15 protein-coding genes are annotated in these 22,148 nt (G+C 47.5%); 8 read left to right on the forward strand and 7 right to left on the reverse strand.

The window, feature by feature from the left end:
• Positions 1 to 4,564, forward strand: a 4,564-nt coding sequence (locus QUB08_RS21405) for an FG-GAP-like repeat-containing protein (protein WP_333226891.1), incomplete at its 5' end; no start/stop codon positions are given.
• A gap of 569 nt (positions 4,565 to 5,133) precedes the next feature.
• On the opposite strand, the gene dprA is transcribed toward QUB08_RS21405, so the two are convergent.
• The 3 genes from dprA to QUB08_RS21420 form a co-directional block, all read right to left on the reverse strand.
• Positions 5,134 to 6,285, reverse strand: a complete 1,152-nt coding sequence (dprA, locus tag QUB08_RS21410; RefSeq protein ID WP_333226893.1) for a DNA-processing protein DprA — start codon at positions 6,283 to 6,285, stop codon at positions 5,134 to 5,136.
• Positions 6,286 to 6,549: 264 nt separating this feature from the next.
• Positions 6,550 to 7,203 (reverse strand): YdcF family protein, encoded by a 654-nt coding sequence (locus tag QUB08_RS21415; RefSeq protein ID WP_333226895.1) that lies wholly within the window; start codon positions 7,201 to 7,203, stop codon positions 6,550 to 6,552.
• A gap of 112 nt (positions 7,204 to 7,315) precedes the next feature.
• Positions 7,316 to 7,963 carry a DUF2301 domain-containing membrane protein gene (locus QUB08_RS21420; protein WP_333226897.1) on the reverse strand — a complete coding sequence of 216 codons (648 nt, stop codon included), beginning with the start codon at positions 7,961 to 7,963 and terminating at the stop codon, positions 7,316 to 7,318.
• 80 nt (positions 7,964 to 8,043) lie between these two features.
• Between QUB08_RS21420 and QUB08_RS21425 the strand changes: the two genes are divergently transcribed.
• Positions 8,044 to 8,721 (forward strand): calcium-binding protein, encoded by a 678-nt coding sequence (locus QUB08_RS21425; protein ID WP_333226898.1) that lies wholly within the window; start codon positions 8,044 to 8,046, stop codon positions 8,719 to 8,721.
• A 212-nt stretch (positions 8,722 to 8,933) separates the two neighbouring features.
• Here QUB08_RS21425 and QUB08_RS21430 read toward each other — a convergent pair whose 3' ends face one another.
• Positions 8,934 to 9,689: a DUF561 domain-containing protein gene (locus tag QUB08_RS21430; protein ID WP_333226899.1), complete on the reverse strand. Its 756-nt coding sequence runs from the start codon at positions 9,687 to 9,689 to the stop codon at positions 8,934 to 8,936.
• Positions 9,690 to 9,770: 81 nt separating this feature from the next.
• Positions 9,771 to 10,574 (reverse strand): creatininase family protein, encoded by an 804-nt coding sequence (locus QUB08_RS21435; RefSeq protein WP_333226901.1) that lies wholly within the window; start codon positions 10,572 to 10,574, stop codon positions 9,771 to 9,773.
• A gap of 183 nt (positions 10,575 to 10,757) precedes the next feature.
• Here QUB08_RS21435 and QUB08_RS21440 point away from each other — a divergent pair, with 183 nt between their 5' ends.
• Entirely contained in the window at positions 10,758 to 15,707 is a 4,950-nt protein-coding gene (locus tag QUB08_RS21440; RefSeq protein ID WP_333226903.1) for a PAS domain-containing protein, read from the forward strand.
• Between the two features lie 385 nt (positions 15,708 to 16,092).
• Here the strand turns inward: QUB08_RS21440 and QUB08_RS21445 are convergent, their stop codons facing one another.
• Entirely contained in the window at positions 16,093 to 16,404 is a 312-nt protein-coding gene (locus QUB08_RS21445) for a WGxxGxxG family protein (protein ID WP_333226905.1), read from the reverse strand.
• Positions 16,405 to 16,725: 321 nt separating this feature from the next.
• On the opposite strand from QUB08_RS21445, the gene QUB08_RS21450 reads away from it, so the two are divergent.
• Both QUB08_RS21450 and QUB08_RS21455 read left to right on the forward strand, forming a co-directional pair.
• Complete coding sequence (locus QUB08_RS21450) at positions 16,726 to 17,370, forward strand: hypothetical protein (protein ID WP_333226907.1); 645 nt, start codon at positions 16,726 to 16,728, stop codon at positions 17,368 to 17,370.
• A gap of 20 nt (positions 17,371 to 17,390) precedes the next feature.
• On the forward strand, positions 17,391 to 18,137 hold the full coding sequence (locus tag QUB08_RS21455; RefSeq protein ID WP_333226909.1) for a pentapeptide repeat-containing protein: 747 nt from the start codon (positions 17,391 to 17,393) through the stop codon (positions 18,135 to 18,137).
• 306 nt (positions 18,138 to 18,443) lie between these two features.
• On the opposite strand, the gene QUB08_RS21460 is transcribed toward QUB08_RS21455, so the two are convergent.
• Positions 18,444 to 18,971 (reverse strand): hypothetical protein, encoded by a 528-nt coding sequence (locus QUB08_RS21460; RefSeq protein ID WP_333226911.1) that lies wholly within the window; start codon positions 18,969 to 18,971, stop codon positions 18,444 to 18,446.
• Positions 18,972 to 19,055: 84 nt separating this feature from the next.
• Here QUB08_RS21460 and pyrE point away from each other — a divergent pair, with 84 nt between their 5' ends.
• The 3 genes from pyrE (at position 19,056) to QUB08_RS21475 (ending at position 22,104) form a co-directional block, all read left to right on the forward strand.
• The gene (gene pyrE / locus QUB08_RS21465) at positions 19,056 to 19,634 is read left to right on the forward strand and encodes an orotate phosphoribosyltransferase (RefSeq protein ID WP_333226913.1); all 579 of its coding nucleotides are present in this window, start codon (positions 19,056 to 19,058) and stop codon (positions 19,632 to 19,634) included.
• A 378-nt stretch (positions 19,635 to 20,012) separates the two neighbouring features.
• Entirely contained in the window at positions 20,013 to 21,302 is a 1,290-nt protein-coding gene (gene dcm, locus QUB08_RS21470; protein ID WP_333226915.1) for a DNA (cytosine-5-)-methyltransferase, read from the forward strand.
• A 319-nt stretch (positions 21,303 to 21,621) separates the two neighbouring features.
• Positions 21,622 to 22,104 (forward strand): hypothetical protein, encoded by a 483-nt coding sequence (locus QUB08_RS21475; RefSeq protein WP_333226917.1) that lies wholly within the window; start codon positions 21,622 to 21,624, stop codon positions 22,102 to 22,104.
• Positions 22,105 to 22,148 lie beyond the last annotated feature (44 nt).

A 22,148-nucleotide genomic window follows, 5' to 3' on the forward strand; every position in this document is an offset into this window, starting at 1 on the left:
AGTCAATCCGCCAGTAGTCAATCCGCCAGTAGTCAATCCGCCAGTAGTCAATCCGCCAGTAGTCAATCCGCCAGTAGTCAATCCGCCAGTAGGAAGTCCTGGCATTGTTATTAGTCCGGCATCGGGATTAGTAACTACAGAAGCTGGTGGCACAGACCAATTCACCATCAGACTCAACAGCCAACCTACTGCGGATGTAACGATTGGTTTGCGTAGCAGCAATGAGGCAGAGGGAGTAATTTCGACGGAATCAATTACCTTCAATTCTGCTAATTGGAATCAGTGGCAGACTATTACGATAACGGGGGTGGACGATCGAGTATTTGACGGCGATAAGACTTATCAGATTGTGACTGCCCCTGCTGTGAGTGCGGATAGTAACTACAACGGCCTTGATGCACCGGATGCCACTGTTGTTAACAGGGGTAACACCATACCGAGCTCTAACGAAACTCCCCTCGGAATACCGATATCTAACGATCTACCTCAATCTGGCGGAACTGTCGATCTAGTGGCGTCGGCCCCAAAGTTCACCGAACTCGCCGATCAGACGATACCTGGTTATGTCGGCCCTAATGCGTGGGGAGACTACGACAATGACGGCGATTTGGATCTGTTGGTGATGGAAGAACTTGGTTCACCAAACTACTCAGTTTCTTTTCCCCGATCGCAATACATCCCGAAAGTGTACAGCAACGAACGTGATCAAGGCTTTAAACTAATTGATATAAATCTCCCTACCGTTTATGGAGGCGAGATCCAGGAAAATGGGAAGAATCATGATTCCAAACCTTCTGCTACCTGGGGAGACAGCGACAATGATGGTGATCTCGATATCTTGCTCACAGGGGTAATAACTGATCCAACACAGACAAACCCCTATGCTACGCCGAGCTACATCCCCATCACTAGACTGTACGTTAACCAAAAGATTAATAACAATCCGTCCTGGGTTCCACAGACGGACTCTATATTTCAAGGCAGCAAGGCAAAGCTGCCTGGTATTTTCAACGGTTCCGCAGCTTGGGGAGACTACAACAACGATGGCCAACAGGATCTCCTACTCACAGGCGACACAACTTCAGGCTACATCGCCAAAGTGTTCCGCAACAACGGTAGTTTCTCTAGTTTCTCTAACGACAGTAGTGTCTTTTCCTTCGGTAACGATTTTGAGGAAGAGACTGGGGCTAGCTTGCCCGGTGTTATTGGCAATGCCGCTTGGGGAGACTACAACAACGATGGCAAAATCGATATCTTGCTGGCAGGCGACACCGGTTTAAAAAGGGACAACGGTTTAGCAATTTACGTCGCAAAGTTGTATCGCAACACTGGCAATGGCTTTACCGAAGAGAGCAATTCACTGCTGCCAAATCAAATCCCTCACTACCCTATTGATTACGGTGCATTCGGAGACTCCAACAACGATGGCAAACTAGATATCTTGCTAACAGGTGGAAAGGTTGGGTTGTCGCCCTTTAGCTTTACCACAGTGCTCCAGAGCGAATGGAATACTACTACGTTTAAGGAACGTTGGATTCCATCGGGGCCGGGTGCTGCTTTCGGTGCTTGGGGAGACTACGACAACGATGGCAAGCTGGATATCCTGCTAAATGAATGGGAAAATTTGGGTGGCATCGCCAAAGTTTACCAACAAGATAAAAATCGCGAAGATAAGTATGGCGATTTTACATCCATCACCAATACAGGGCTGCCTAATAATGTTTCCAGCCCGAGTTCTTGGGGAGACTATGACGAGGACGGCAGACTAGATATTGCACTCACGACAAAAGATAATTCACCTAGCAGTGGCAGCTTTGTCAAAATCTACCGCAACAACACCCCTGATGCGAACACGCCACCTTCTGCACCTCAAGTTTTAAATTCTCCTCATCCTCTGATTACTCAGGAAGGAGTTATCTTAAGTTTGCCCCAAGGATGGGGGAATCCGATCGACGATCAAACTCCAAATCAGGGTTTAAGCTACAATCTGCGAGTTTGGACTACTCGTCCCAATCCCACTCCCGGTGGCGACCCTATTAAAGAGTACATTGTTGGCCCAATGTCCAGTGATGACGGGACTCGGCAAGTAGTGCAGTTGGGAAATGTCCATCAAGGCAACCCCAACAGCCCCACCAATTCCTACTGGCCTAATTGGCTGTTAAAACCAGATAACTTAATCCCTGGACAAACTTATTACTGGAGTGTACAGGCGATCGACAGTGCTTGGGCGGGTTCACCGTTTGTCGAGGGACAACCTTTTACAGTCAGCAATCGCAATTTCCAACCAACCGTCACCATCACCGCTACGGATGCTAATGCAGCGGAAACACGTTGGGATGGACCCACGACCGCGAATCCCGGAAAATTCACTATTACCCGTACTGGTGGCAGCCTAGCTGATCCGCTGGGTGTCTCCTACAGGTTCAAGGGGTTCGATGTGTCAGATGAATCATATAGTAATCAAAACAACCTTGCTCTACCAGGTTCATATCCTTTTGGTGCTCAAGATTATGAATTGGTTTCAGATTCCGAACCCCCTAAGCCGTTACCCAGTAACCTGTCCAGCAACTACAACTTTGTCACCATTCCAGCGGGTAAACGCAGCGTCAATATGGTTGTCAATGTCGGCGATGACAGCCTAGTAGAAGGCGACGAAAAAGTAGTTATCACCTTAGAAAATACTGCCTACCCCCAAAAGGTAGGCGAGCCCTCTACTGCTACTGTGACGATCGCGGACAACGAGCGCAACAACCCGCCTGTCCTCAACTACGGCCCCGATACAACCCCTTGGCATTACGAGTTCAAAACTGTAAGCAACGACCCCTCCACATTCAACTACCAATTTCCGTCTAACACTTTCACAGATCCCGATCTAGGTGACACGCTTACCTACACAGCAACTCTTGAAAATGGCGATCCTTTACCTGATTGGCTCATTTTCGATCCAGATACTCGCACTTTCAATGGCACAAATTCTCAACCTCAAGATTTCAATATTAAGTTAACAGCAAAAGACAGAGCCGGTGCCACTGCCAGCGATATGATCAGACTGATTATGAATGACAGCAGCTTTGGAGGTACTGTCATTGACGGCTACATATCGGGTGCAAGTGTGTTCCTCGATGCCAACAAAAACGGCATCAAAGATCCCAACGAACCATCAACAACTACCGACGCCAACGGTAAATTCAATCTCAACATCCCCTTCGAGACATTCGACACCAACAAAAACGGAGAAATCGACCCAGAAGAAGGCAATTTAGTTGCAATTGGAGGCATTGACACCGCCACCGGCTTACCCCTAGAAACACCAGTCACCGCACCACCAGATGCGAGTGTCGTCACCCTCCTAACCACCTTAATCGCCGACTTAATCGACAAAGGAATTGCACCAGAAGAAGCACAATCTTTAGTCAAAGCCGCCCTTTCTCTCCCCGCCGATGTTGACCTAACTAGCTTCGATCCCATAGAAGCTACCAACAACAACGTACCCGGCGGCGTCCAAGTCTTATCCGAAATGGTGAAAGTCCAAAACTTCATCACCCAAACTAGCGGTTTGATTGATGGTGCTTCCAGTGCAGCTAGTCACGATCTTGTCAAGGCTGTTGTCAGTTCAATTACCAATCAAATTGAATCTGGTACAGTCTTAAACCTCAGCAATGCAGCAGCCTTAGAACCAATCATTCAGCAAGCTGCCGGGAAAATCCAGCAAATAGACCCCAGTTTCAACAGTCAACAAGTCAGCCAAATTACATCGCAAGCAGCGACTGTAATGGCAACAGCCAATCAACGCATTGATAGCGCTGTCTCCAACCCCACAGCAACATCAATTCCTGAATCACTTGCCCGCCTCCAACAAGTAGCCTTGGGCCCTACCACTCAAGACTTCAAAGAAGTTGGTAGCGGAAATAAACCTATTTCTCAGCTAGTTGCTGACAATACAGGTACTGCTTTAGATAGCAGAATTGAAGCTGTAGTATTGCCGGCTGGGATTGCAACTCCTGTAGTCAGCGGCGATGCTGATTTGGGCAGCAATTCCCCGAATGCAATTCTCGGTACTAATGGCGACGATATCCTGACGGGCGACAGCGGGAATAATGTGTTGATGGGCATGAGGGGCAATGATTCCCTCGATGGAGTTCTGGGGAATGACACTATTTTCGGTGGCAAAGGTAGCGATACCATCCTGGGAAGTAGCGGTGATGATGCTTTATTTGGCAACCGTGGTACTGACATTTTGAACGGCGATGATGGTAATGATATTCTTTACGGAGGTAAGGGCGATGATTTGCTGAATGGCGGTTTGGGAATTGATAGTTTGATAGGAGGAATGGGAGTAGATAAGTTCCTACTCTCTACCAATTCCGGTACTGATACGATTACCGATTTTGAAGTCGGTAAAGACTTGTTAGTATTGGGTAACGGCTTGAGTTTCTCGCAATTGGCAATTGCTCAAGATAGCGGTTCGACTTTAATCCGGTTGGCACAAACAGGGGAGATTTTAGCTTCTCTCAGTGGAGTTTCTACTAGCAGTATTAGTGCTGTTAATTTCGGATTGCTTTAAGATTGCGTAGAGAAACGGCATTGCCCATTAGTGTCAACTTAAGTTTTTAGTCCGTTAGTCTTCTCGCTCATCCGTCAGTCCGCCAGGGGTTGAAACCCCTGTCTAATAGCTAAAGTCCTCTGAAGAGGACTAATGAGTTCTTCAGTCCTCTTCAGAGGACTTTAGCTTTGAGACAGGGAATTCATTCCCTGTCGGAGTATCGGTTTTACCTTAATTTGACACCAATTGCGCTGTTGCCGTGTCCTCAATTGCCGTTTTCTCGATCGTTATATCCGATCGCCCAATCGGGCAATTTCATCATCCAATCCGGTTGATTTTACCCATTACCCGAAATCAGGATACGGCTGTGCTATGTCCCTACAATCGATCGCGTGATGCTTACATCCGAGCGAGGAAAATAGATTATTTTGGGTTAGGGAAACGGCAATGCCGTGTCCTTTGTTGCCTTCAATCCACCCAGGCGGATTTTGTCTGTGTAGACGCGGTTTCAACCGCCGAATAATCTTCAATCCGCGCAGGCGGATTTTGTCTGTGTAGACGCGGTTTCAACCGCCCAGTTTTTTTTCACATCAGCATCGCTGATATCGCATTCCCGGCAACTGCGAAACTAATCCCAACAATTCCAACTGCAAAAGTATACTAGAAACCGTCCCCGCTTCTAATCCCGCTGTTTCGACAATTACATCAAAAGAAATCGGGCCAGATGCGATCGCACTTAACACCATCGCCAACTCCGGCTCCAACGGCGGCCCTTGCTTCTCAACCGTCAGATTTGGAGGAAATAGCGACAACTGCTCGGCATTATCCAATTTTGGCATAGCTCCGAGCATTTCCAACAACCTGTCTTCGCTTAAGAGTCGATCGCTATTCGGCAGAATCGGATGAGCACCTTTACTCAGCAATTCCAAACACCCAAACGAACGCTCGTCATCCAATCTTGCCGTCAAAACATACACATCTCGGCAAAAATCATTCGCTTGATAAGCAGTAATTAACGCCCCCGATTTATGCGGAGCTTCTATCACAATTGTAGCACGGCTTAAGCCAGCAATTATCCGATTTCGGCGGGGAAAATTAGTTTTATTCGGTTGAGTGCCCGCCGGATATTCACTAATTACCAATCCCTGCTGCAAGATGCGATCGCACAACCTCTCATTTTGTTTAGGATATACAATATCTACTCCCGTCCCCACTACTGCAAAAGTCCTTCCTCCCGCCTCCAAACAGCCTGTATGAGCCTCTGTATCAATGCCCGCAGCCAATCCCGAAACCACAGTAAAACCGCTTCTAGCCAAAGCCGTACTAAATTTGCGAGTCCACTTTCTGCCGTATTCCGAAGGGCTGCGAGTACCAACAATTGCCACAGTAGGCGTAATTCCTTGATTCTCTTTTACATCAACTAAACCACGATAATACAACACTGGTGGCGGATTGGGAATTTCCAATAATAAGCGGGGATAATCTGGATCGGCAGGCGTCCAAAAACAGGGATTTTTTATAAGATGTTTTTCGATAAATTCTTCGGGATTGAGTTTAGTGCGTTCTTGCACAATGGTTTCAATTATCTGCTTCCCGAACCCCTCGATTCGCATTAAATCTACTGGTTTTGCCGTCCAAGCTTCTGCCAAACTATTGAAATTTTGGTGCAATCTTTGCAACAAAATCGGCCCGATTCCGTTAATTTGCGACCATGCTAACCAGTAAGCGCGTTCTTCTAACAATGAGTTGCCCTCAACTTATCTGAGAATAATTTTATCATTTTTGGTTGAATATAGTAGGGAAACGGCACTGCCGTGTTTTGTATTCCTTGGGTAGGGAAATGGCACTGCCGTGTCCTGTATTTTCACAGATGCCAGGGTAGGGAAACGGCACTGCCGTGTTCTGTATTTCCACGGATTTAAAACTGTTATATAAATGTTTTTTTTACAAACTGCGAAGGCGCGAAGAACGCGAAGGGAATTAAGAGAAAAATTGACAATTACTGGCTAGGTTTTCCAATCTACGAAACGGGCGTAAATATAAGCAATAATTTCTCCGATAACAGTCCGAAAACCTTCGCTCGATTTCCACCATTCTTGTGAGTTGTAATCTTGCGGTTCCGCCGCTATAATCCCGACTTTAATGTCAGGATTCAGCACTTCTTTGAAAACAATCCAACTTCTGCGGGCGTGAGGGCCAAAGGAATAAAGATTAATTGAGTTAACTTTTAAACCTGAAGTAGAAAACCAATCTCGAAGGGCGATCGCAGAAGCAGCAGTGCGGTGTTTGAGAACACTCGCTGCTGGTACTGCTACTACTTTGTTTTTATCAAATCCTAGCGCAATACAAGTCGCGGCAGCTAGTTCGGCATAATTTTTATATTCAGCAAGATAGTAGCCTTTACTTAAAGGAACTCCTGTGGTAACTAATTGGCGGTATTCGCCTTTTTTGAATTCGGCGATCGCACTTTCGATCGCATAATCCGGCAACCAGCCTTCGACAACCAATATATCTGCTTTAATCGGCGCATTGACCGCCAAGAATGGATGGATACTTGTAATAATTAAGAGCATTAAAATTATCAATCCCGTGCTTGCAATTACCCAACCTTCCCTGGTAATTACCCACATTTCTCGACGACGGATTAGACGAATTCTCATTTTAACTCGATCTAGATATTTTCGGGTATGGAGGCAGATTCGGCGAGACTGGGGAAGAGGGAAATACTGGGAAAGTGAATAATTTCCCAATGCCCAATGCCCCATTCCCAAATTATTGGTGTTTCAGATACTCAAAAACGCTTTTATCCCCGATATCCTGCGGCATTGGTTGAAAAAACTTACGCACAGCAAAGATGATAAACAAAGCAGCCCAAAATGCCAGCAAAAATTGTTCATTTTCCGCTGACAAAAAGCCGAAAATATGTCCTAAGATTAAGAGCGGGACTCCCGGAGTCAAAAACTTAGTTTCTAGGCGATTAAAGCAGAATGCTTCCTTAAAATAAATGCCATTTAAGGCTGCAAAAGTAAAGCCAATTCCCCACAACGTGGCTGGATGTTCGTACACTGCTAAAGCTAAGGGTTCGCTGCTTTGTACGGCGACAAAAAGTGCTGCTGCGCCGCCGATCGCCCAAAACGCCTGTAGTGTTCGGTGCAGCGCAATCATGTAAATGTGAATAGTTGCCAAGCTGACGCCTAAAGCTATCCAGAAACAAGCAAAAACAGGCGTTACAGCTTGGATTGCCATCGGGTTGTCGCCCTGTTGCAGCACCAGAGTAGCGCCGATCGCAAAACACAGCGCCGCCACCCCCAATCCAGCGCGGTAAATCAACACTCCCGTGCGATCGTTTTGAGTAATCGTAAATTCGCCGAATTGTCCTTGATAGACTGGCGATTCATCAGGCGATTTCAGTAGTTGCATTACAGATTCCTCCTATCAGACACGAATGTACTTCTGCCAAGATATACTTTATTGATAAACCGAGCCAGCGAGACCGAGCGATGCCTAAATTTAACAAGCCTAAACTTAACCAGCCTAAAGTTAACAAGTCTAAAGTTAACAAGTCTAAAGTGGACGATCGCCCCGATCAAAGCCAATCCCTTCCTTCACAATCCGAACTTCCTCCAGTTCAGCTTGATGAAACCATTGTAGCAGGCAGAAGACCGAAACCGGTCAACGACTTTCAGAGCCTGCTGGAGGAATTATCCGAATTGAGAGCGGGGTTCGATCCAGAAATGTTAGCGCATCTCGATAAAAATATCCCATTTAATACCAACCAATTTGAAACTAAAATTAGCAAAATTTTGGGTTCTAAAAATATTGATTGTACTCTAAAAAATTCAGTCAAATACCTAGAGTACATCAAGCAAAACATTCAACTTCCCTGCCACGTTACCGGCATAGAAGAGTTTGAATGGGAAGAAGAATATACAATGGGTTCGGGCAGCAAAAAAGAATATGCAAGGCTCAAAAAAACTCAACCTTCTTATACTGATAAATTCACAATTAATCGGTTGGAGGATTTGGTGGTTCAGGAAGAAGGCATATTTGTGGAAGTGCAGCGCGTCGGCGATCGCCAAAAGTTTATGTTGCCTTTATTCGAGTTAGAATCAGTTGATGTAATCTCCCGAAACAATCAGTTATTAGATGATTATGCCGTGTGGTTTCTCAATTATTAAGGAAGAGCGGAAAAGTGGAAAAGTGGGGGATGGGAAGAGGGGAAGAGGGGAAGAGTGGGAGAAGGGGAGAGTGGGAGAGTGGGGGATGGGAAAAATCTTCCTTCTTCCTTCTTCCTTCTTCCTTCTTCCTTCTTCCTTCTTCCTTCTTCCTTCTTCCTTCTTCCTACTTCTTCCTTCTTCCTTCTTCCTTCTTCCTTCTTCTTCCTTCTTAATTAAATAGAAACCGGCAAGTGCGATCGCGAAACCAAAGCCAAAGCTTCAACTAAACTGCGAACAGCCGCAATCATCGCCACTTCGCTATTAAGTTGGCTAACAGCAGAACCGACACCAACACCCGCAGCACCGGCTCCAATAGCGAGGGGTGCAGTGACGCTGGAGATACCGGAAGCGCAGAGTACGGGGACGGATACGGCGCGGGAAATTTCAAAGGCGGAGGCCAAAGTAGGCGCTGCTTTTTCAATTAATCCCAAGGTGCCGGCGTGAATTGGTTGGGCGCTGGTGCCACCTTCGGTTTGGATGATGTTAGCGCCAGCTTTGACTAATTCAATTGCTAACTGCACTTGTTTGTCGAGTGTCAAAATGTGGGGAACTGTCACAGAAAGAGTGATATTTGGAAATAGCGATCGAGTTTCGCGAGTCAACTGCAAAACTTCCTCAGCTTCAAAGCGGCGGCCTTCTGCGTAGAAAGCATCAAAGTTGCCAATTTCAATCAAATCAGCGCCAGCTTCTACCGCAGGCACAAACTTTTCCGGTTCCACCGCCGATACACAAATTGGCAAATTTGTCAACTGTTTGGCCATCAATACCAAATCTCGATCGGCAGCAATATCAACAAAGGAAGCACCGCCGAGATCCGCTGCTTTGACGACAGCCGCAACGTTGGCGGCATCAAAATTATTTAAACCGCTGATAATTTTCAGGGCGCGACCTTGCTCAAAAGCGCGCTGCAATTTAGAATTTACACTCATCGTTAGTTTTCCAACTCAAAAAATTTCTTAGACTCATTTTGACACAAATTAGAAGAATTTTTGATTTTTAATTCTTAATTCTTAATTACTTCCCGGCTGTCTAAAATTGTACACATCTTTGATAACTTGTGCCCAGCCGTCAGAGAGAGATTCGAGAATACGAGAGCCCTTTTCTTTCGTCGCCGCCGTCGCATCGCCCAACACACCGCTTTCAGTCAAATCTCGCGTCAGCCAAGCAAAAGGCAAATTCCCTTCCATACTCAGCAAACTGTCTGTTGGTAAACCCTGCGGGTACTCGCAAACAGCCAGTTCCATTTTCACCTGTTCGGGCAAAATTGACAACATCAAACTCGTTTCTGCATCACCAGCGTGAATCCCAAACTCCAACTCCTTCGCAGTTAATAATTCAGCAGCAACATTAGGAACGCCCCAAACAAACAGCGGAAAAACAGAAAAATCCTGATATTTTTGATGAATATCCCGCGCCGAAATTTCCATCACCTGCGGCTGTCCGCCGTGACCATTCATTAACACTAATTTCCGAAATCCAGCCTGATAAATACTGTCTGCAATTTCGCCTATTACTGCTAAAAGTGTCTGAGCACTGAGCATAATTGTACCGGGAAAATGGCAGTGTTCGTTCGACTTGCCATAGTACAAAGGTGGCAAAGCATAGGCGGGAATATTTGCCTCTAACTTTGCCAGGGCTTTGCCTGTAACTGCCGCGCTAATTGCCGCATCTACAATTAAAGGCAAATGGGGGCCGTGCTGTTCGATCGCACCTAGCGGCTGAATTATCACAGTATTTTCTTTATCCGGCATAGACTGAATTTCTGTCCAAGTCAGATATGGAAAAAAGCGTGATTCTGGAATAAAATTGTGCATATTGTGGCGGCAAGAGCAGAGGCAACCAAGGCAATCAACTAGCCTGAAAACTAAAAAGTAATTTCCAAGATAGCTCACATATTCTCTATGTGGGTAGATAATATATAAATATAGCAGATGCTTTAACAGCGTGCTGATAGACGCTCGCCAGCTCAGACCGAAAGACGTAGAGATGACTAATTGATGGAAGCTTGGCAAACCCCACAAACTAATTTAACCGACATTCCGATCGCCGAGGAACTGTCGCGCCGCATCCCTCGATCGCACGATCAAAAAGCAGAAAACCGAGCGCTGCAAACGCTGGCTCGACAATTGGCAACCTCACCGCACAGGCTGCTCAAAACACTCGTTGCGATCGCTAAAGATTTGTGCGGCGCAGGAAGTGTCGGAGTCTGCTTGCTAGAAGAAAATGCAACTTCCGAACAAATATTTCGCTGGGAAGCCTTGGCGGGAGCCTGGGAAGCAGCAGAACATAAAAACACACCCCGGAAATTGCGTTTGTCGGGAACCCCGATCGATCGCCAAACTCCTCAGCTTTACTTCGCTCCCGAACAATACTTTACCGACTTACAGCAGCTAGAATTGCCGATCGCCGAAGCGTTAGTTGTGCCGCTACAAGCCGAAAATCAACCGCTGGGGGCAATATGGATTGTATCTCACGAGGACGATCGCCAGTTCGATGCCGAAGACTTGCAGATCGCGATCGCCCTAGCAGACTTTGCCGTTGCCGCCATACAAATCGATCGCGCCAATCAAACCAAAGAAGCCCTCAGAGAAAGCGAAGAACGCTGGCAGCTAGCCTGTGCCGGCAACAACGACGGCATTTGGGATCACAACCTGCAAACAAATTGCCCTGTTTTGAGCGATCGCTTTTTAGAGATTTTGGAACGTGGGCCCGAAGAAGTCAAGGACTTCAGCCAATATTTGAGCTACATTCATCCCGATGATGTGGAGAGAATGCAAAGCAATTGGCAGCAACACTTGGATCGAGAAACCTCACATTACTGCGGAGAGTACCGCGTTCGCTGTCCCGACGGCCGCTACAAATGGGTTTTAGCCAGAGGGCGAGCAATTTGGGACGAGTCAGGCAATCCCCTGCGGGCCGTAGGTTCCCTGACAGATATCACGGATCGCAAACAAACTGAAATTGCCTTAAAACAAAGCGAAGAACGTTTGAGCGTCGCCATCGAAGGCTCAGGCATGGCAACCTGGGATTTTGACGTGCGAACACATCAAGTAATTTGGTCGGCGACCCATTTCAGCATTTTGGGCTGCGAACCAGTACCAGACGGCGAAGTAAGCGTAGCTGTGTGGCAAAACTGCGTGCATCCAGACGACTTAAAGCAAGTCCTACAGGAAATAGAAACAGCTCGGCAAACGCGATCGCTCTACTCCCCCCAATACCGCATCATCCGGGCAGACAACGGAGAAATCCGCTGGTTGAGCGCGTTCGGGCGCTATCTCTACGACGGCGCAGGGGAAGCAGTGCGGTTTATCGGAGTATTATTTGATGCTACCGATCGCAAACAAGCCGAACTCGATTTGCAAGAAAGCCACAACCGCTTTCAGTTAGCTACAAGGGCGATCGACGGCATGGTGTTTGAGTGGGATTTGGCAGCAAACTCAGTTTACCGTTCCGAGGGACTGTGCTCGATCGTCGGTGTCTGCCCAGAGGATGCACCCGCAACACCAGAGTGGTGGAGAGAACGCATCCATCCCGTCGATTTGGCACGGCTCCAGACCGAGATGGAAGAAATCTTGACTGTTGAGCGCTACGAAGTCGAGTACCGAGTCCGGCACGAAGACGGGCGCTGGATCGATGTTTGGGAACGCGGCTGTTTGATCCGCAATCAGCAAGGTGAAGTGACCAAAATAGTCGGCTTCACCAGCAACATTACCAAGCGCAAACAAGCAGAAGCTGCACTGCGCGATCGTGAAACCCACCTGCTGTTGATTCTCGACAGCGCCAAAGACTACGCCATCTTCACCCTCGACACCGACGGACAGGTTACCAGTTGGAACGTAGGCGCAGAGCGATTGCTGGGCTATGCCGAAGCTGAAATCGTCGGGCTGCACGGACGAATCATCTTCACCCCAGAAGACTCTGCTGCCCGAAAGCCGGAAGCAGAAATGCACATCGCCCTGACTCAGGGAAAGGCAGAAAACGAGCGCTGGCACGTCCGCAAAGATGGCAGCCGTTTTTGGGGCAGCGGGCTGGTAATGCCTCTGCGCGACGCAGCCGGCGAGATGCAAGGTTTCCTGAAAATCATGCAGGACAAAACCGAGCGCCAGCAAATAGAAGAAGCACTGCGGCAAAGTGAAAATCTCTACCGCACCCTCGCCGATGGCGTCCCGGAATTAATGTGGATCAACACCGCCGACGGCAGGTTAGAGTTTTGCAACCAACACTGGAAAAACTACACGGGTATCACGCCAGTACAATTGCCACTGGCTGCGCCGGTGCTGCAATTATTTCATCCTGATGATCTGCCAGCAGTTGTCGGCACGCGCACCAAAGCGATTGAAGCAGGGGAATCCTACGAATTTGAGTGTCGGGTGCTGCGGTTTGACAACACCTACCGCTGGCATCTAGCGCGACTTGTACCCGTCAAAGACAGGAAGGGAAAGGTGCTGCAATGGGCCGGAATCGGCATTGATATTGACGATCGCAAACGAACCGAAGAAAGCTTAGCAGAAAGCGACCGCCGCTTCCGCTTCCTGGCTGAGTCGCTGCCCCACCTGATTTGGAACGTAAGCTCCGGCCGGGAAATTCGCTTTACCAATCAACAACAATGGTTGGAATATCTGGGAATGTCTTACGAGGAAGCCGCTCAAAGCAATTGGGAATCCCTAGTCCCGCCCTCGGATTTGGCAGAATCTTGGGCCCGCTGGGAAGAATGTCTAATCAGCGGAGAAGTTTATCAAGTTGAGCTGCGCCTCCGGCGGGCAGTAGACCAAATGGAACGCTGGCATTTGTCCCGCGCCATCCCAATTCGCGGCGCTGGGGGAGAAATTGTTGAGTGGATCGGCACAAACACCGATATTCACGATCGCAAACAAGCCCAACTCAACGAGCAGTTTCTCTCGGATCTCGAAGTCCGCTTGCGACAGCGCTTCAACCCCGCAGAAATGTTGTGGGAAGCGATGAACAGTCTGGGAGAATATTTAAAGGTTGATCGCTGCATCTGGCACGAAATCGATCTAGAAGCCGATCGGGCAATTGTCCACCAAGACTGGCACCAGTCCGACCTGGCAAGCACAGTCGGCACCTATCAAATCTCAGACTTTAAGACGCCAGAACTGAAAGCTCTGTCTATGGCAGGTCAAACCCTTGTCATCTCAGATATCGCTAATCACCCCCATACAGCGCATTTATTCGATAACTACGGTGCCGTGTCGATTCGTGCTTTGGTCGATGTTCCCTGCCTTCAGGAAGGGCGCTGGGTGGCTCTTTTGCTGGTGACATCAAAGGCTGTGCGGCACTGGCGGCCAGATGAAGTTTGGCTGATGCAAGAAGTGGTGGCTCGCCTCTGGACGGTGATCCTGCACGCGCGAGCTCTGCATGAGCTGCACGAAAGCGAGGCTCGGTTCCGCGCTCTAGCGGACAACATCGCTCAGTTGGCGTGGATGACAGATGCTGCTGGGGGAATTTTCTGGTATAACCAGCGATGGTTTGAGTACACCGGCACCACCCTAGAGGAAATGCAGGGCTGGGGCTGGCAACTGGTACACCACCCGGAACACGTCGATCGCGTTGTCGAAAAATTTAGGCGCTGCATTGAAACAGCCGAACTCTGGGAAGATACTTTCCCCTTGCGCGGCAAAGACGGATCGTACCGCTGGTTTCTCTCCCGCGCCGTGCCGATTCGCGACGATCAAGGCAAGGTACTGCGCTGGTGTGGCACCAACACTGACATTACCGATGGCAAAGTTGCAGAAGCGGAACGGGAACGCCTGTTAGCACGGGAAAAGGCAGCGCGGGAAGAAGCCGAACGCGCTAACCGCGTCAAAGACGAATTTTTGGCTGTTTTGTCCCACGAATTGCGGACTCCCTTAAACCCGATTATGGGCTGGGCGAAGCTGCTTCAATCGAATCTTCTGACACCGGAAAAACAGCGTTATGCCTTAGAGACGATCGAGCGCAATGCCAAACTGCAAACCCAGCTTATTGAAGATTTGCTCGATGTGTCGGGGATTCTGCAAGGCAAGGTTAGCTTGAATATAGCACCTGTGGATTTAGCTGGGGTAATCGGCGCTGCTATTGAAACGGTGCGTCTGGCGGCGGAAGTGAAATCGATTCAAATCAGCACTCAATTTGCACCGCATCTGGGCCCGGTGTTGGGCGATGCGGGCAAACTTCAGCAGGTAGTCTGGAATTTGCTGTCAAATGCCGTCAAGTTCACCCCGCCGGGAGGCAGAATTGAAGTAGTTCTCGATCGGGTGGACACCTTGGCCCAAATTACTGTAACTGATACGGGAAAAGGTATCGAACCTGATTTTCTGCCCTATGTATTCGACTACTTCCGGCAAGCTGACAGCTCGATGACGCGCAAGTTTGGCGGATTGGGTTTAGGATTGGCGATCGTCCGCCATCTCGTCGAACTCCACGGCGGCACGGTGAAATCCGACAGTCCCGGCGAAGGAAAAGGTGCAACCTTGACCGTCAGGATACCTCTGATGCCCGTGCAATCTCAGACAAGTCCTGCGGGAACTGCGTCGCCGGCCCAATCCTTCAATTTGAGCGGTATCAACGTGTTAGCGGTGGATGATGATGCCGATGCGCGAGATTTGGTGGTTTTTCTGCTTGAGGATTGTGGCGCCAGCGTTACAGCAGTTTCTAACGCCACCGATGCCTTGGCGGTTTTAACTGAGTCTGTGCCGGATTTGCTGTTGAGCGATATTGGAATGCCCGACACCGACGGTTATATGTTGATGCGACAAATTCGGGCTCTGGCGCCTGACCAAGGGGGACTGGTTCCGGCGATCGCCCTCACGGCTTATGCTGGAGAAATTGACTATCAGCAGGCCCTGGCTGCGGGGTTCCAGCGACACATTGCTAAGCCTTTAGACCCTGACAAGTTGGTGCAGGCGATTGGGGAGGTGCTCGATCGATCGGGCCCAAACATTGTTTAAGGTCTTTTTGTGTCTGAAAAGTCTTTATTTAATGAACCGCGAAGACGCAAAGAACGCGAAGGAAGAAGGGAAGAAGATAGGAAGAAGTTAATAATCTCAATTCCGGTTATATCTGAGATATTGCACCCTTTTCAATCAGCGTTTTATTGATTCGCGAGGAGTAAAGGTTTACCAGAAAATTCACTTTTTGTGGAACAGGGTGGAAAGCCTGTTCATGAAAATGGTGCAATATCTCAGGTGTAAGCAATTTTATTGTAGTTTGATCGCACATAATATCAAACAAAAAAACCTCACAGATGGAGGTTTTTTGATGATTATTGGTGCTAGTCGGACAGGTTAAAACATCCTGTCCCTGCATAATGCCCACAGCCCTAAGACTCAATTCTTAGCGGTAGTCACTTCGCACGGCGGGCTCGCGATCACTCGTTGTAGTTGTATAGCGCACATTTTCTTCGCGTTTGCGGGGAATCAAGCCCAACAAACCAGACAAGCCTAGCAATCCCAACCATCCCCAATCAAAATCGCGATCGGTCTCAGCATTGTAGACATCTGAGCGAGGAGTGGTTGTGGTGGTAGTGTTGTTAGTACCGCCAGTTGTATCTGTCTGAGCTGAAGCAGGCAGATGAGCTGGTGCGATGGCTAAACCAGCAGCTATAATACCTGCACCGATTGCTTTGGATAAATCAGAACGTTTCATAATTCAAATGCTCTCTGTTGGCTAAAATCTTTAACTATCAAAACTATATCAATTGGCTTTTAAAGTTAAATCCACCTCTAGCAGTAAAGATGGTTATGTTCCACGTATAACTACAGATTGATATCAAATTTTTAGCAGGCGCACAAAATTAAAAATTGCTCGCAAAGGCACTCCGGCACTAGAAATCGCGGGTCTGACACCTCACTCGCTTGTGAGGCACGAGGCACTCTCGACAATAGACAAGGTGTGGTTGACAAAAAAAGGTAAACTCAGATATTGCACAGATAAGTGTTGGAACTCGATCGACGGAGATCAAAACTTTTGGGAATAGAGTTACGCAGCTACGTATTTCTAGACAACTTGCAGCCACAGCACGCAGCATACATCGGCACCATCGCCGCCGGATTCTTGCCACTGCCGGGGGATGCGTCGCTGTGGATTGAAATCTCGCCCGGTATCGAAATTAACCGAATTACCGATGTCGCCCTCAAATCTGCCTCGGTGCGCCCCGGAGTCCAGATAGTCGAACGCTTGTACGGCCTTCTGGAAGTACACTCGGGCCAGCAGGGGGAAACTCGGGCCGCAGGCAAAGCAATTCTAGAATTCATCGGAGTCCGCAGAGAAGAAGGTATCAAACCGCGAGTGATTTCCAGTCAAATTATTCGCAACATTGACCCCCACCAAACACAATTAATCAACCGCACCCGCCGCGGACAGTTGCTGCTGGCGGGACAAACGCTTTATGTCTTAGAAGTAGAACCAGCAGCCTATGCAGCGCTGGCGGCCAATGAAGCAGAAAAAGGCGCATCTATTAACATCTTAGAGGTTCAGGCTGTAGGCAGTTTCGGACGGCTTTACCTCGGCGGCGCAGAACGAGATATTATAGCAGGTTCCCAGGCAGCAATTGCGGCGGTGGAAAGCGTGACGGGTCGAGAAAATCCAACAATTTTTGGTCGCAAGGAATAGCCGTTAAAGGAGATGCAATTATGGCAAATACACAGCATTTAGCGCTGTTAAAAAAAGGTGCAGTTACTTGGATTGAATGGAGAAGTCTCAACCCAAATATAGAACCGGATCTCAGCGAAGCTAACCTCGCCGAAGCAAATCTCAGAGGCGCGCATCTTGGGCGCTCGAACCTTTTTAAAACAGATTTGTTTAAGGCTAAATTAATTTCGGCAAACCTCGCCGAATCTAATTTTAGTTTAGCAAATCTGGCCGGAGCGCAACTGCTCGAAACTAATTTAATTAAAGCTAATTTAACTGGAACCAACCTCCGAGCGGCAGACATCAGGGGAGCTGATTTGAGCAGTGCTAATTTAATTGGAGCTGACCTCACCGCTGCTAATCTCCAACAAACCGATTTCGGTGATGCGAATTTAATCGGTGCGGTGATGTTTCGAGCTAATGCAATGGGGGCGAACCTCAATTTTGCTAATCTCAGTCAAGCAAATCTCACTCAAGCTGAATTGATTGAAGCACATTGCTATGCAGCTAATTTCTCTAAAGCTAACCTCGGGGAAGCTCACTTCACTGGAGCATATCTTTTCCGGGCAAATCTCTGTTTTGCACAGTTGAGCGCGGCAGATTTCCGGTGGGCAAACCTTGGCAAAGCTGATTTGAGAGGGGCTAATTTGACTGGGGCAAATCTCCGGGGAGCGAACTTGGCGGGAGCGAATTTGGGCGAAGCTATTTTGAAAGAAACAATCATGCCTGACGGCAGCATTGTTCGATAAATATTGGATAATATTTAGTCCTGTAAAATAAGGGCGATAGTTAAAAAAAAGCTAGTTGCGCGTTTACCGCAACGATTGCCAAAACATGAGCTTCTGGGGCGGGTTGAGGTTTTATCTAAGGATCGCGAATTAAATAACTTACAATTTTAATTGTTATTGTGGGATGGGCGGGACGCCCGTCCAAAAAGGACGGGCGTCCCGCCCATCCCACTTTCAAGAGTGGAAGTTATTTAATTCTCATTCCTAAAATACAAATCCAAGATTTAGTAAACCCGCCTCGGCTCAAAACTCGCAACTGTCGATCAATTAATTTTTGCTAGGGGGCGATACTTGATAAAGTCCTCTAACGGGCCCTGCATCAGTCGGTGAATTTTGCTGCTGTGTTGGAAGTGTAAACTGATCTTGGAGTCCGGCGGGAGTAGGGAAACAGCCGCTTGGTTGAGGTGCTAGCTGGCAAGCTGCAGGCAGTGCCATGACTGAGGCATCGAAGGGATTAACTGCATCTGGGACGCGGAGAATCGGGTCGCTGGAAACTTGTCGCTGCATTATTCGTCGGTAGAGGCCGTTGACGCGACTGGAATCCCGCTCGATTTCTTTTTCGGGAAAGGCAACGACGCCGCTGGGGGAACCGATGCCTAAATAGTCCCCAAAGTAACCTTGCAAGCTGACGTTGTGGTAAAAGTCTCCTGAAGCTTGAAAAAATTGTCGGTTGAAGTCGTCGGCAATTGGATGAAATCGCTCTGTTTGTGCTTGAGCTGGTTTGACGTATGCCATCGCGACAGAGGCGACAGCGAGAATCAACGCGCCGCTCAGGCTTTTTAACTTTTGACTCATATATTTGGGCCTCCTTAATTAATTCCGATTCCAATATAAACTGATTATCGACGGATTATTTGTGTTTTTTACACGGTGTGAGTTATGGATGCTGCGGATTTAAAGGTGTTGCGCGATCGACTTCTAGATTTGTTGTGCGAGTTTGCCTATCGCGAAGGTGATTTTGTGCTGTCTTCGGGGCAGAAAAGTTCTTATTACATTAACTGCAAACCGGTGACGCTGCACGCTGAAGGTGCTTTGGCAACGGGACGTTTGTTGTTGTCGATGTTGTCGTCGGATGTGGAAGCTGTGGGCGGTTTGACTTTGGGTGCTGACCCGATTGTAACTGCTGTGAGTGTGGTTTCGGCTCTCGAAGGTCGATCGATTCCGGCGCTAATTGTCAGAAAGGAGACGAAGGGACACGGGACAATGGCGTATATTGAGGGGCCGCTGTTGCCAGAGGGCACGAATGTGGCGGTTTTGGAGGATGTGGTGACGACGGGTAAGTCGGCGATGCAGGCGGTGGAACGGTTGCGAGATGCGGGTTATAAAGTCGATCGTATTTTGTCTCTGATTGACAGGGAGCAAGGTGGAGGGGAATTATATCGCGAGGCGGGATTAGATTTTCAAGCCGTTTTTACCATTCAGGATCTTAAGGAATGGATTAAGCTGAAACGCATCTAAATTTGACAATCAAATTCGAGCAAATTCTTGTGGCGTGGGCGTCCCGCCCGCCCAAAAATACAATTTAGATGCGTAACAGCTTATAGCAATCCTAAATGATTATACTCGTTACCAGGATCTGCCTGGTAACGCATACCCGGAGGAAGAGCCTCCATAGTCTGGGCCGAGGCAGAGCCTCGCTTACATCGATTCCCAGGCAGAACCTGGGAACCAGTTAACCAGTTATTGAAACTGATTTAGGATTGCTATAGTAGCAAAAAATAGCAGTTTGTGCGATTCCCCTCGTTACCAGGTAGAACCTGGTAACGCAGATATTTTCGTTCTGCCTCATGTTAATAATGGTGCAAGATATCAATCTTAACCAGCCAGTTTAAGGCTATGAAAACTATCCGTTTTATTGACTTATTCTCAGGAATAGGCGGCATGAGATTAGCCTTTGAATCCGCCGCTCATTCCTTGAATCTGCAAACAGAATGCGTATTAAGCAGCGAAATCAATCCTGACGCTCAATTAGTTTACCAGAAAAACTTTGCCGACACACCTTTAGGCGACATCCGACTAATTGACCAATTACCAGAACATGATATTTTACTAGCGGGATTTCCTTGTCAGTCTTTCTCCTATGCTGGCAAAAAAGAGGGCTTTGGAGACACCAGAGGCACCCTGTTTTTTGAGATTGCAAGGTTAATTGATACCTTTAAACCTAAAGCATTTATTTTTGAGAACGTGCGGGGGCTTGTCAGTCACGACGGCGGCAGAACCCTCGAAACTATTAAGGGCGAAATTAAAAGCCGAGGTTACAGCTTCGATTATTTTTTGCTCAACAGCTCTAACTTTAGCTTACCTCAGAACCGTGTCCGAGTTTACCTAGTAGGAATTTTAAATGCTTCGCCCCAATTTAAGCTAATTACCGACGTAGGCCCAAAAGATTCGCATTCCTCTAGCCATCAACAGCTATCGTTCTTTTCCCCGTTAAGTCAACCTGTCACAGTTGCAGATATTTTGGAAGACAATCCAGATCCAAAATATGATTGTTCGCCAGAATTTGTTAAGGCATTGAAACAAATAATAGTTAACAATGATTTCAATCGCTTGCACGGTAGGCGGCTAATTGACTATCGCGGCGGCAATTCGATTCATTCTTGGGAACTGGGTTTGCGAGGCGAATGCAGTTTAGACGAAATTGAATTAATGAATCTTTTTATATTGAAAAGGCGCAATAAAGAATTTGGAGCTAACCAAGATGGCAAGCTATTAACTAAAGAGCAAATAGCTACTTTTTTTCCTCATCCCAATCTCGATGAAATGCTGGATTCCTTGGCAACAAAAAAGTACCTGCAACGCAACAACAATCAGTACAAACCTGTATCCGGTAACTTTTCCTTTGAAGTCTATAAATTTCTCGATCCGCAGAAAATTTCTGTAACAATCGTTGCCAGTGATGCTAATAGATTAGGAGTTTACTATCATAACCGAGTCCGCAGGATTACTCCCCGCGAGGCGGCGCGGTTACAAGGTTTTTCCGATAGTTTTATTCTGCATCCTAATGATGATAAAGCTTATCATCAACTGGGTAATAGTGTAAGTATTAATGTAGTTGAAGCTGTTGCTCTAGAAGTTATCCAGAATGTTTTGTGTTCTACCAAACAAAAAGTTAGCTCCTGGTGAATTGGGAAGAGTGAGCCGAGTATTTCCGCCCACCAGATCAACTAGCTTTGCGCTACAGGTTCCTTAGCCAAAAACTTCTCTAATTCCGTGAAAGCATCGGCATCAACCTTAGATCGGTGTTTTATTGGGTGGGATTAGAAACTAGGCCCGCTATAATTTTATCAAAATCAGCTCAGGTACTTGGAGGACAAGGGAAAATAAAGTTTTCCATGCTAAACAAGCGCAAGCTTTCAGGTGGAGAGTCTCTACCAATAGGCCTATTTTAGCAGATCGAAATTATAACCTGAGTGAGATATTAACTAGAGAAGACTGTTTTAAAATGTTAGATGACGCGCAAGGAGAAGCAGTAATGATTTTACCTGCATCTATTAAAAGGAAATGGAAACTACTGGCAACAGCCTTTATTTGTCCTCTGACACTAATTGGTGTTGGCATTCAGCAACAACCGCTTCAAGCACAACAAAATCCATCTAAGACTAATGTTGCTGCTTTGCCAGATGGTATTTACCTGTACGGAGATTCGCCACAGCCCAACCAAGTTCTTCAAAACTATATCGTGTTTCAACGCCAGAACGATCGCGTCGTTGGTGCAATCTACGCGCCGCGATCGGACTTTGCGTGCTTCACTGGTAAAATTCAGGGAAATACACTCTACGGGAAGGCAATCTCAGCCGGAAAAGTTCAAACAGTTGAAGTCAATACTCAGTTAACAAATCTGCATTCTATTCGCACAATTAGCTCAAACGATCGGCGCATTCTTTCAAAGTGCCAACAGACAGCGCAAGCTAACATATCCAGGTAAATCTTTTACCTAGCTCAAATGGTGCATGAGGCTGGCGGTGCGTT

The sequence above is a fragment of the Microcoleus sp. BR0-C5 genome (assembly GCF_036705045.1).
Taxonomy (GTDB): Bacteria; Cyanobacteriota; Cyanobacteriia; order Cyanobacteriales; family Microcoleaceae; genus Microcoleus.